Genomic DNA, 11,204 nt, shown 5'->3' on the forward strand with positions numbered 1-11,204 from the left:
GCTCTCATCCATTACCATGCCTGCGGGTGACTTTCCTACAGTGATTGTTTCAATAATCTCACCTGTGTCGGTCTCAATGACCATGATATTGTTGTCATACCAATCAGCCACGTAGACATTTTTACCTGCTTTGTCAGTAATAATGCCGACAGGTCCAGGACCAACCGTCACTTGTCTCGTTTCAGTTAAGGTTTTGAGATCGATGAAGGAAACAGTTTGGCTGTCGGGATTACTGACAAATGCCATCTCTCTATCAGAGCTGATGCTGATACCAGCCGGACTTTCACCTACAGTGATTGTCTTAATCACCTGTTGTCTGTGCGTGTCGATTACGCTGACATTATTCGCCAGTTGATTAGTGATTAGCGCGTATTCAGGAGCATCACCAAAACAGCCACTCAAAAAACCTGCGCCGAATAGCAAAAAGGCGACCCTGAAAAGGATCGCCTTTTTGAATTGCTTTGTAAGCTGAGCCAACATTATTTTTCCATGATGGCTTTCAGGTTATTCAGGCCTGAAGTGTATACACCGGTAATGGCATCAACTGCATCCTGATCTGATTGACCTTCTGGCACAGGTGGATTAGCCATGAATGAACGGTAGAATTTACCTTTCCATTTTACTTCTGAGCCACCGTCTTTTGCTTTAACAGACAACCAAGATTTGTAGTTGGTTACAGGCAAAGTGTAATACGGTGTTTCCTGACTATTAAATTCGATGGTTTTGACTACGGTCATTTCTTCGATTTTGTAAACCATCATCATTTTTTCATCGTCCAGCTTATCCAGCTCTTCAGTGATAGTAGGGTTACCTTCAGCATTTAATGTCAGCACGCGTGTTTTATCATCTTTCAGTTCTGTGCTGGCAACAGCTGGGTGCCATTTATCTAAACCACTGAAATCGCCGACCATTGCCCAAACTTCCTCGGGAGCAGCGTTGATGAAAATGGTTTCCTGTACCATTTGACGAGTAGGGCCGTGAGCGCTTGCCAGCATCGGCATAACCATCATGGCAGCAGCAAAAAATTGGAACAACTTCTTCATTATATTTCTCCGTTTTTTCAGTAAGTGCGTAAAGGAAGTTAGCACAGCGATTCTGAACGTAATCTGAACAAAGTCGCAGCGTGAAGTTCCTTTCACCAGAAACTGGAGTGGACACTCTAGCGGAACTGGATTAGATTTTCCATACGCAGATTTGACTTAGTCGGGGTTATTCACGAAAATTGACCGGCTTAATCTTTTACTCATTAAATGCTGGAGAGATCTGTGCCACTGATAAAGATCAGGGACTTGCACTTTTATCGTGGTAACCGTGCCATATTTAACGGCGTTAATATAGATATAGAACGCGGTAAAATCACGGCTATTATGGGCCCGAGTGGTACCGGTAAAACCACCTTGTTGAAGCTTATTGGCGGTCAACTTCGACCAGATCAGGGGACCATCGAGGTGGATGGTCAGAACGTGCATAAGCTCTCACATTCTCAGTTATACGAGTTACGTAAACGTATGGGAATGTTGTTTCAAAGTGGCGCTTTGCTTACCGATCTAAATGTGTATGATAACGTCGCATTCCCGCTGAGAGAGCACACGGATTTACCCGAGTCATTAATACGGGACCTGGTATTAATGAAACTACAATCGGTGGGGCTACGTAATGCCCGGAACTTATCGCCAAATGAATTATCGGGAGGCATGGCCCGGCGCGTCGCGCTGGCACGTGCGGTCGCTTTGGAACCGATGATGATTATGTATGATGAACCATTCACCGGGCAGGATCCTATTTCAATGGGAACGTTGGTCAATCTGATTCATCGGATGAACGATGCCATGGGACTGACCAGTATTGTGGTATCTCATGATGTGGATGAAACGGCTCAGATTGCCGATAACATTTATTTATTGTCAGACGGCAAGATCATTGAAAAAGGCACACCATTGCAATTGAAACAGTCGAAATCGCAATGGGTTCAGCAATTCATGCAAGGGTTACCAGACGGACCTGTGCCTTTTCATTACGTCGGTACTGACTATGCTGAAGACTTGCTAACCCCTGAGGAGAACGCATGATTAACCTGATTCGTAGCCTTGGGCGTTGGGGGTTGGGTTACTTTGAGCGATTTGGTCGCGCCCACCTGTTTTTGTTTAAGATGCTGATGGGGATACCGGGCCTGTTTTTACGGTTTTCGCTGGTAGTCCAGCAGCTATTTGCTGTCGGTGTTTTGTCAGTTTTATTGATTCTGATTTCAGGTCTGTTTGTTGGTATGGTGTTGGGCCTTCAAGGTTACAATACCTTGGTAGATTTTGGTGCTGAAGAGTCCTTGGGTGTATTGGTTTCTCTATCACTGGTGAGAGAGCTTGGTCCTGTTGTGAGTGCGTTATTGTTTGCCGGTCGCGCCGGTTCGGCGCTGACCGCAGAAATAGGTTTGATGAAAAGTACAGAACAGTTATCAGGCATGGAAATGATGGCCATTGATCCTATTAGAAGAATTATTGCGCCGCGTTTCCTGGCGGGCATTATCTCGATGCCGTTATTAGCCGCTATATTCAGTGCGGTCGGTATTCTGGGTGGCTTTTTGGTAGGACACGGGCTTTTGGGTGTTGATGATGGTGCGTTCTGGTCTCAAATGCAGGCTAAGACGGATTTGTATGAAGACATTCTTAATGGTGTGATTAAAAGTGTGGTCTTTGGTTTTGTTGTGACATGGATCGCTTTATTTGAAGGGCATGATGCCATGCCTACTTCGGAAGGGGTTGGGCGAGCAACGACTCGCACAGTAGTGCATTCAGCGTTTGCTATTTTAGGGCTGGACTTTGTGCTGACTGCGTTGATGTTTGGAGATGAGTAAAAATGATGCAGAGTAAGAGTACCGAAATTATTGTCGGGATGTTTGTTGCCGCCGGGCTGGCTGCTTTGTTTATGCTTGCGATGAAAGTCAGCAATCTGGGTGACTTTACTGATGAAACCGGTTATCAGGTTACAGCGGAGTTCGAAAATATTGGTGGGCTTAAAGTTCGTTCAGCTGTGACTATGGCTGGTGTTCGTGTTGGCCGTGTTGCAGACATTAATCTGCATCCTGTGACCTATAACGCAGAAGTCACCCTGAACATGTATCCACAATTCGATAATATCCCTCTGGACACTTCTGCCAGTATCTATACTGCAGGTCTGTTGGGCGAGCAGTATATCGGCCTGGTCGCCGGTGCAGAGGACGAATTTTTACAAAATGGGGATGTCATAGACCTGACTCAACCTGCACTGGTATTGGAGCAGGTTATTGGGCAATTCCTTTATAGCAAAGCGGAAGGTGATGAATGATGATCATGCCAAATCAATTAATACGTAAATTTTTGCTGTTTTTTGCTGCTTTAATGCTGAGCCTCGGTCCATTGACTGTGTCAGCAGAAGCGTTGTCAGCGCCTGAAATATTGGTAAAAAATGCTTCAGATGACATGCTTAAGGCGTTAGAAGAGCATGACACGGAGCTCGAAGAAGACCCCACGAAAATATATTCTCTAGTGGAAGATATTCTGATGCCTCATTTTGACTTCGACAAAATGTCGAAGCTGGCTCTGGGTAAAAATTGGCGTGTGGCGGATGCGGAACAACGTATTCGCTTTACTGAGGAATTTCGCCTATTGTTAATCAGAACATACTCTACCGCAATGCTTGAGTATTCAAACGAAGAAATCCGCTTGTTACCTTTCCGTGATGATCTCAGTCGTAAACGTGTGAGTGTGCCGATGGAAGTGGTTCAACCTGCGGGTCCCGCAATTCCGATGGCTTTGTCTTTGTATCTAAACAAACAGGATGAATGGAAAGTTTATGATGTTAAGATCGATGGGATCAGCCTCGTGACTAACTACCGCTCAAGCTTTGCCAACGAGATTCGTGCTGGTGGCATGGACAAACTGATCGAGGATCTGGCAAAGCGAAACGCAAAAGTTAAATCATGAGCGAATTATTTGCCATCAAGTTTGATAAAGAAAAACAGGCCGTTCGTGTAAGTGGGGAGTTGACGCTGGAGTCTGCAAAAGACGTGCTGGCAGAGATGGAAACTTTGTTTGACTCGCCTGCTAAGTTGGATATCGATCTTACTGACGTTACTAGAGCCGACAGTGCAAGTCTTGCCTTATTAATCACATGGATGCGACAAGCGAAAAAGTCAGGTAAAGCGATCAATTTCCGAAACCTGCCCAAGCAAATGCACGCAATCGCTCGGGCCAGTGGTCTTGACGAAATTTTACCCATTCAATAAGTATCCAAACAGTAGAGATTCATGAAATCGACAGATATAAAACAATTGATAGAAGCAGGGCTGCCCGATGCCGAAGTAGAAGTTTTGGGGGATGATGGACAACACTTTGATGCACGCGTGATTAGTCCTTCATTTGCTGGAAAAACGCTGGTGCAACAACATAAAATGGTCAAAGAAACGCTGGGTGATAAATTTACCAGTGGCGAACTACACGCATTGTCTTTGAAAACCTCTGCGCCGAAGTAATCGGCATTTTTCGGCAAATAGCGATGGATAAACTCATTATCAACGGCGGTGTCGCGCTAGACGGCGAAATCCGTATTTCCGGTGCTAAAAATGCGGCGCTGCCTATTCTTATGGGAGCCTTACTGGCGGACGGACCTGTTCGTATCGGCAATGTGCCACATCTACATGATATTACGACTACGCTGGAGTTGCTGGGCCGAATGGGCGTAACACTGACAGTAGATGAACGCTCCGGTGTTGTGATCGACCCTACAACGCTCACCGATACTGAAGCCGCATATGATTTGGTAAAAACGATGCGTGCCTCGATCTTGGTTTTGGGTCCATTGTTAGCCAAGTATGGTAAAGCCGATGTTTCATTGCCGGGTGGTTGTGCCATTGGTTCACGTCCGGTCGATTTGCATTTGCGTGGTCTGGAACAGATGGGCGCAGATATTAAAGTTGAGAATGGTTATATCCGAGCAACAGATGGTAAGGGCCTTAAAGGTGCTCACATCTTTATGGATCAGGTAACGGTTACAGGTACTGAAAACCTGATGATGGCAGCAACTCTGGCTAAGGGAACGACCATTATTGAGAACGCGGCACGTGAGCCTGAAGTGGTTGATTTAGCTAATTACCTCAACACCATGGGTGCGAAAATCAGTGGTATTGGCACGGCAACGTTAGTCATTGAGGGTGTGAAATCGCTCAGTGGTACAGAATACAAAATTTTGCCCGATCGCATAGAAACCGGTACGTATCTGGTGGCGGCAGCCTTAACCCGAGGCAAAGTGAAATTGAAAGATACTGATGCTAATCAGCTAGAAGCCGTATTATTGAAGCTGGAAGAAGCCGGTGCAGAGATAGAGGTTGGTGAAGACTGGATCAGTCTTGATATGAAAGGTAAACGGCCGAAAGCAGTGAATATCCGTACTGCACCTTATCCTGCCTTTCCAACCGATATGCAGGCCCAATTCACGGCCTTAAACAGTGTTGCCGAAGGGCAGGCTACCATCGTTGAAACGGTGTTTGAAAACCGCTTTATGCATGTTCAGGAAATGCAACGCATGGGTGCGAATCTTCAGATTGAAGGCAACACGGTCGTGTGTCAGGGGCGTGAGGCTTTGACTGCGGCGCCGGTAATGGCAACAGATCTGCGCGCATCGGCAAGTTTAGTATTGGCTGCATTGGTGGCTGATGGAGATACCGTAGTAGAGCGTATTTATCACATCGACCGTGGTTACGAATGTATAGAGGAAAAATTACAACAATTGGGTGCACGTATACGACGTATACCCACTTCAGTGAGGACAGCCAATGCCTGATTCATTAACTCTGGCATTGTCAAAAGGGCGTATTTTTAAAGAAACCCTACCCTTGCTTAAAGCGGCTGGCATTGAACCTGTCGATGATCCGGAAACAAGTCGGAAATTGATTCTGGACACGAATCTGCCAGATGTGAAATTGATCATTGTGCGTGCATCTGATGTCCCTACGTATGTGGAATACGGTGGTGCTGATATTGGTGTGGCAGGTAAAGATGTGCTGATGGAACACCCCGATGCTGAACTTTACGAGCCGGTTGATTTGAAGATCGCCTGCTGTAAGTTAATGACAGCCGGGAAACCAGAAGAGCCCGTCAGTAACGGTCGTCTTAAAGTGGCGACTAAGTTCGTCGAGAGTACGCGACGTTTTTATGCTGAAAAAGGCGAACAGGTGGATATCATCAAGCTCTATGGCTCGATGGAATTAGCGCCTCTGGTGGGGCTTGCTGACCGTATTGTGGATGTGGTTGATACCGGTAATACCTTGCGTGCCAATGGTTTAGTACCGATGGAACATATCGCGGATATAAGTTCACGTTTGGTGGTCAATAAAGCGTCGATGAAAATGAAACACAAACGAATTCAGACCTTTATTGAACAAATCCGCAATGCAGTAAGAGATAAACAGTCATGATTGAAATTAAACAGTTGAATGCCGCCCAAGCTGATTTCTGGCCACAGCTGGAAGAATTGCTGGATTGGGAAGGTGTATCTGATGAAGCGGTAACTAATATCGTCAGAGAGATTTTGACTGCTGTGAAAACGCGTGGCGATGATGCTGTTATTGAGTACAGCCAGCGTTTTGATCGCGTTAAAGCCGAAACCATGGCTGATTTGGAAATTTCTTTGGAGAGAGCCAAAGCCGCGTTGGAAAATATTCCTCAGGTTCAGCGTCAAGCGTTGGAAGCTGCGGCAGAGCGTGTTCGTATTTATCATGAACACCAAAAACAGGATTCATGGAGTTACACTGAGGCTGATGGCACTATCCTGGGGCAGCAAGTGATGCCTTTAGACAGAGCGGGTCTGTATGTTCCGGGTGGTAAAGCAGCGTATCCATCGTCGGTTCTGATGAACGCGATCCCTGCTAAAGTGGCAGGCGTTCAGGAACTCATCATGGTCGTGCCAACACCGGATGATGAAGTCAATGAATTGGTTCTGGCCGCTGCTGCTGTTGCCGGAGTTGACCGTATTTTTGCTGTCGGTGGCGCTCAGGCTGTAGCAGCATTAGCCTATGGCACGGAAACGATTCCACAGGTTGATAAAATTGTCGGTCCAGGTAATATCTTCGTTGCCACGGCTAAAGGCATGGTGTTTGGAACGGTGGGTATCGATATGATCGCCGGGCCATCTGAAATTTTGATCATCTGCGATGGTAAAACCGATCCTGACTGGATTGCGATGGATTTATTTTCACAAGCAGAACATGACGAAGATGCTCAATCAATATTGATCTCGCCGGATGCAGACTTTCTGGATAAGGTGAAAGCATCAATCGAACGCTTATTACCTACCATGGAACGTAAAGATATTATTACCACATCATTAACCAGTCGTGCCGCTTTGATTCATGTTGAAAATATGGATACAGCTGTTGATGTAGCTAACTTTATTGCCGCAGAGCACTTAGAGTTATCGGTTGATGAGCCGATGGAAATGGCGAAGCGGATTCGTCACGCCGGGGCTATTTTTCTCGGCCGTCACACCCCTGAAGCTCTGGGCGATTACTGTGCAGGTCCGAATCATGTGTTGCCTACTTCACGTACTGCACGTTTTAGCTCGCCATTGGGTGTGTACGATTTTCAGAAACGTTCCAGCCTGATTCAAGTCTCCGAGCAGGGAGCGCAATCCTTAGGCAAAGTGGCTTCTGTTCTGGCTCGTGGTGAGAGTTTGACCGCCCATGCCCGTAGTGCAGAATACCGCTTGAAGGGTGAATAATGAGCCGCTACTGGAGCGATTTCGTTCATAATCTTCAACCCTATGTGCCGGGTGAGCAGCCTAAGATAGCCAATCTGATTAAACTGAATACCAATGAGAACCCTTACGGCCCATCTCCAAAAGTATTAGAAGCAATCAGTTTTGATGTCAGTGACAAATTGCGTTTATACCCGGATCCAACATCTCAAGAACTCAGGCAGGCAATCGCTGATTACTATAAGGTCAATACGGCTAATGTCTTTGTCGGCAATGGTTCAGATGAAGTTCTAGGGCACATTTTTCATGCTCTATTTCAGCATGAACAGCCTCTCTTGTTTCCGGATATAAGCTATAGTTTTTATCCGGTCTATTGCCAGCTATATAAGATTGATTATCAGACGGTACCGCTGGATAAAAACTTTCAGATCGATATCAATGATTACCTTCTGGATAATGGCGGTATTATATTTCCAAACCCGAACGCGCCAACAGGCTGCTTGGTAGGATTGGAGCAAATAGAACACTTATTGCAACAAAATACCGAGTCTGTGGTTGTCGTTGATGAGGCATACATCGATTTTGGTGGTGATACCGCTATTTCGCTGGTAAAACAGTATCCGAATCTGGTGGTCACACAGACTTTTTCTAAATCACGTTCTTTGGCAGGAATGCGCATAGGTTTTGCCGTGAGCCACCCTGATCTGATTGATGCTTTGGTCAGAGTAAAGGATAGTTTTAACTCTTATCCTGTCGATGCTTTAGCGAGTGCTGCAGGAACCGCCGCTATGAAAGACAGAGCGTATTTTCGTGAAACCTGCGATAAGGTCATTGAAAGCCGGAACAAACTGACAACTTCCCTAGAGGAACTGGGCTTTGAGGTATTACCGTCAGCGGCTAATTTCGTTTTTACACGGCATCCCGAATATGATGCAGCAGAAATAGCAGCGAATTTGCGTAAAGAGGGCATTATTGTTCGCCACTTCAATAAAAGACGAATCGATCAGTTTTTACGCATTACAGTTGGAACACCCTCTGAAAATCAGCAGCTATTGTCGATTTTAGATACGCTTATCTGATTAATTATTTGCTTGTTTTCCCAGCAGGTAGCGAAGGCGTCTGAGGTCGCTCTCGTATTTTTCAGCTAATACGTCAATTTCTGCCTGAAAACGCTCAATGGCTTTTTTCCTGACTTCGATTTCTTCATGAGCAGCATCCAGTCTTTTTTGCATATTGGTGGTGATTTTACCTCCGCCTAGTTCTCGATCAGCCGCTTCTTTCTGAATTTCAACGAGATTTTCTTTTAGGTCTGGAAGTTTAGATTTATAAGTCTCAATTTGTTCTTTTCTATAGTTCAATTCTTTATCGCGCGCTTTGATAAGCGCTTTTTCTGTTGAATAGGTCACCAAAAGCGTCCGATCAATACGGGCTTGTTTTGCCCGCTGCTTTTCAGCTTCTTGAGCTTCAAGTTCAATCCGTTTCTGGCGTTCGATTTCGACAGCTTTCTGCGTCTCCATTTCAGCTATTTCATCAGCGGTAGGCGCTGGTGCAACGCGTTGTATCAGTCTCATTGAATCATCATCAAGAATGTCATAGCCTTTTTGGGCCGCTTCGGGTGGCAGGCTACGACTCAGCGTTAAGACGCCGTTCTCATCTGGAAATCGATACAGTTGGCCTGCAATAACAGAAAAAGATAAAGTGAAAAAAGCAATCAGGCAGGTGCTGGCAAGTACAAATTTACGTATCATCAATGACCTTATTAAAGATTGAGTTAAAGTTAAGTTGAACCTCATCGAGCAATTTATCCTGTTTTTGGTGTCATTGGTAGCCAATACCTTTTCAGCATTGAGTGGCGGCGGAGCCGGTTTAATCCAATTTCCTGTTCTCATTTTTCTGGGACTCAGCTTTGGTGTCGCCCTCGCAACACATAAAGTTGCCAGTGTTGCCTTAGGTATCGGCGCTGTTCTACGTTACTTAAGAACGAGTCAGTTAGAAAGACATTTTGTTTTATTGATGTTGCTGGCAGGCGTTCCTGGCGTCATTTTAGGCGGAAGTCTTATCTTATTAGTGCCAGACCGCTGGGCGGAAATTGCGCTTGGATTATTAACGGGTGGGCTGGGCGTGTATTCAATTTTAAAAAAACAGCTTGGTCAGCATTACATTCCGATTCATCGTGATTATGCGGGATATTGGCTTGGTGGTCTGGTGATGTTCTTTCTGGGGTTTCTCAACGGCTCGCTAACTTCCGGTACGGGCTTATTTGTCACTATCTGGCTGGTGAGTTGGTTTGGAATGGATTACCAGCGAGCCGTTGCGTATACGCTGACGATGGTGGGATTATTCTGGAATGGTTCTGGCGCTATCACATTAGGCATTCTTGGTGATATTCGCTGGGAATGGTTGCCCGCTCTACTATTAGGTTCATTGATTGGGGGGTATCTTGGCTCACATCTGGCCTTGAAACATGGTAACCGCTGGATAAAACGTGCGTTTGAAATCGTTACGTTGTTGATTTCTGTTAAGTTAATTTGGGGCTGATTCTACTCACACCCCGTATTGCTCACGATAAGCCTGAACCGCGGGTAAATGTTCACTTAGGGTGTCGCTGTTCTGTAGATAGCCCAATAAGTCATTCAGAGAGATGATATTCAGCACAGGAATATTATGCTCATCCTGCACTTCCTGAATTGCAGATAACTCCGCCTGCCCTCGCTCTTGCCTGTCCAATGCAATAATTACGGCTGCGGGTTCAGCGCCTGCCGCACGAATAATCTCGACAGACTCGCGCACTGAAGTACCGGCTGAGATGACATCATCAATGATTAATACCTTACCTTTCAAGTCAGCCCCGACCAACTGACCACCTTCACCGTGGTCTTTGATTTCTTTACGATTAAACACATAAGGGATATCACGCTGATGTTGATCAGCAAGAGCGATAACGGTGGTTGAAGCTAATGGAATACCTTTATATGCAGGGCCAAAAAGTACGTCAAAATCAACGTCAGACTCGGCAATGGTTTGTGCATAGAAGCGCCCCAGTTTTGCCAGACTTGCCCCACTATTGAAAAGCCCACTATTAAAAAAGTAAGGGCTTTGACGGCCAGACTTGAGGGTGAAAGAACCGAAGCGTAAAACGCCGGTTTCAAGAGCGAACTCAATAAATTCTTTTTGGTATTTTTTCATTAGACGGATTGTTTTTGAACAAGATAGACGGCAATTTGACCGAACAAATTCGGTAACAGCTTGATTCCCAGACTGTCCTTATGTTTATGGTTAACGATACTGTGATCCAATACATCCAGATGATGAGCTTCACACAGACGTTCGAAATCCTGAATCGTGCACAGATGAATGTTAGGGGTTTCGTACCATGCGTCAGGCAGGGTTTTCGATACCGGCATACGGCCGGCCAGAGCTAATTGTGCCCGGCATTGCCAGTAACCAAAATTAGGGAAGCCGATGATGCCTCTTTTTCCGAC

Annotated in this window: 16 protein-coding genes; 11 read left to right on the top strand and 5 right to left on the bottom strand. The window is 45.7% G+C overall.

What is annotated here, in order from left to right; genetic code table 11:
- Positions 1-480, bottom strand: a 480-nt coding sequence (locus ACTF5U_RS08935) for a YncE family protein (protein WP_438971281.1), incomplete at its 3' end; no start/stop codon positions are given.
- Positions 480-1,043, bottom strand: a complete 564-nt coding sequence (locus tag ACTF5U_RS08940) for an SRPBCC family protein (RefSeq protein ID WP_438971282.1) — start codon at positions 1,041-1,043, stop codon at positions 480-482. The genes ACTF5U_RS08935 and ACTF5U_RS08940, both read right to left, overlap by 1 nt.
- A 207-nt stretch (positions 1,044-1,250) precedes the next feature.
- On the opposite strand from ACTF5U_RS08940, the gene ACTF5U_RS08945 reads away from it, so the two are divergent.
- The 10 genes from ACTF5U_RS08945 to hisC are packed head-to-tail and all read left to right on the top strand — an operon-like array spanning position 1,251 to position 8,801.
- Complete coding sequence (locus ACTF5U_RS08945) at positions 1,251-2,069, top strand: ABC transporter ATP-binding protein (RefSeq protein ID WP_438971283.1); 819 nt, start codon at positions 1,251-1,253, stop codon at positions 2,067-2,069.
- The gene (gene mlaE / locus ACTF5U_RS08950) at positions 2,066-2,848 is read left to right on the top strand and encodes a lipid asymmetry maintenance ABC transporter permease subunit MlaE (RefSeq protein WP_438971284.1); all 783 of its coding nucleotides are present in this window, start codon (positions 2,066-2,068) and stop codon (positions 2,846-2,848) included. Before ACTF5U_RS08945 ends, mlaE begins: the two co-directional genes overlap by 4 nt.
- Before the next feature lie 2 nt (positions 2,849-2,850).
- Entirely contained in the window at positions 2,851-3,318 is a 468-nt protein-coding gene (gene mlaD / locus ACTF5U_RS08955) for an outer membrane lipid asymmetry maintenance protein MlaD (protein WP_438971285.1), read from the top strand.
- Positions 3,315-3,956, top strand: a complete 642-nt coding sequence (locus tag ACTF5U_RS08960) for an MlaC/ttg2D family ABC transporter substrate-binding protein (RefSeq protein WP_438971286.1) — start codon at positions 3,315-3,317, stop codon at positions 3,954-3,956. Before mlaD ends, ACTF5U_RS08960 begins: the two co-directional genes overlap by 4 nt.
- The gene (locus tag ACTF5U_RS08965; RefSeq protein WP_438971287.1) at positions 3,953-4,258 is read left to right on the top strand and encodes an STAS domain-containing protein; all 306 of its coding nucleotides are present in this window, start codon (positions 3,953-3,955) and stop codon (positions 4,256-4,258) included. Before ACTF5U_RS08960 ends, ACTF5U_RS08965 begins: the two co-directional genes overlap by 4 nt.
- Before the next feature lie 21 nt (positions 4,259-4,279).
- The gene (locus ACTF5U_RS08970; RefSeq protein WP_438971288.1) at positions 4,280-4,504 is read left to right on the top strand and encodes a BolA family protein; all 225 of its coding nucleotides are present in this window, start codon (positions 4,280-4,282) and stop codon (positions 4,502-4,504) included.
- Between the two features lie 23 nt (positions 4,505-4,527).
- Positions 4,528-5,811 carry a UDP-N-acetylglucosamine 1-carboxyvinyltransferase gene (gene murA, locus ACTF5U_RS08975; protein WP_438971289.1) on the top strand — a complete coding sequence of 428 codons (1,284 nt, stop codon included), beginning with the start codon at positions 4,528-4,530 and terminating at the stop codon, positions 5,809-5,811.
- Positions 5,804-6,445: an ATP phosphoribosyltransferase gene (gene hisG / locus ACTF5U_RS08980; RefSeq protein ID WP_438971290.1), complete on the top strand. Its 642-nt coding sequence runs from the start codon at positions 5,804-5,806 to the stop codon at positions 6,443-6,445. Before murA ends, hisG begins: the two co-directional genes overlap by 8 nt.
- A complete protein-coding gene (hisD, locus tag ACTF5U_RS08985; protein ID WP_438971291.1) occupies positions 6,442-7,746 on the top strand; it encodes a histidinol dehydrogenase in 1,305 nt (434 codons plus the stop codon). The genes hisG and hisD overlap by 4 nt, the downstream gene beginning before the upstream one ends.
- Positions 7,746-8,801, top strand: coding sequence for a histidinol-phosphate transaminase (hisC, locus tag ACTF5U_RS08990; RefSeq protein ID WP_438971292.1), 1,056 nt, complete (start codon positions 7,746-7,748; stop codon positions 8,799-8,801). The genes hisD and hisC overlap by 1 nt, the downstream gene beginning before the upstream one ends.
- On the opposite strand, the gene ACTF5U_RS08995 is transcribed toward hisC, so the two are convergent.
- Entirely contained in the window at positions 8,802-9,470 is a 669-nt protein-coding gene (locus ACTF5U_RS08995; protein ID WP_438971293.1) for a DUF4124 domain-containing protein, read from the bottom strand. It lies immediately after the preceding gene.
- Between the two features lie 34 nt (positions 9,471-9,504).
- Here ACTF5U_RS08995 and ACTF5U_RS09000 point away from each other — a divergent pair, with 34 nt between their 5' ends.
- Positions 9,505-10,260 carry a sulfite exporter TauE/SafE family protein gene (locus ACTF5U_RS09000; RefSeq protein ID WP_438971294.1) on the top strand — a complete coding sequence of 252 codons (756 nt, stop codon included), beginning with the start codon at positions 9,505-9,507 and terminating at the stop codon, positions 10,258-10,260.
- 6 nt (positions 10,261-10,266) lie between these two features.
- Here ACTF5U_RS09000 and pyrE read toward each other — a convergent pair whose 3' ends face one another.
- Both pyrE and ACTF5U_RS09010 read right to left on the bottom strand, forming a co-directional pair.
- On the bottom strand, positions 10,267-10,908 hold the full coding sequence (pyrE, locus tag ACTF5U_RS09005; protein WP_438971295.1) for an orotate phosphoribosyltransferase: 642 nt from the start codon (positions 10,906-10,908) through the stop codon (positions 10,267-10,269).
- The coding region (locus ACTF5U_RS09010) for a methionine biosynthesis protein MetW (RefSeq protein ID WP_438971296.1) at positions 10,908-11,204 on the bottom strand (297 nt) is incomplete at its 5' end. The genes ACTF5U_RS09010 and pyrE, both read right to left, overlap by 1 nt.

Origin of the sequence: Methylophaga sp. (assembly GCF_965655755.1) — a bacterium.
Lineage (GTDB): Bacteria > Pseudomonadota > Gammaproteobacteria > Nitrosococcales > Methylophagaceae > Methylophaga.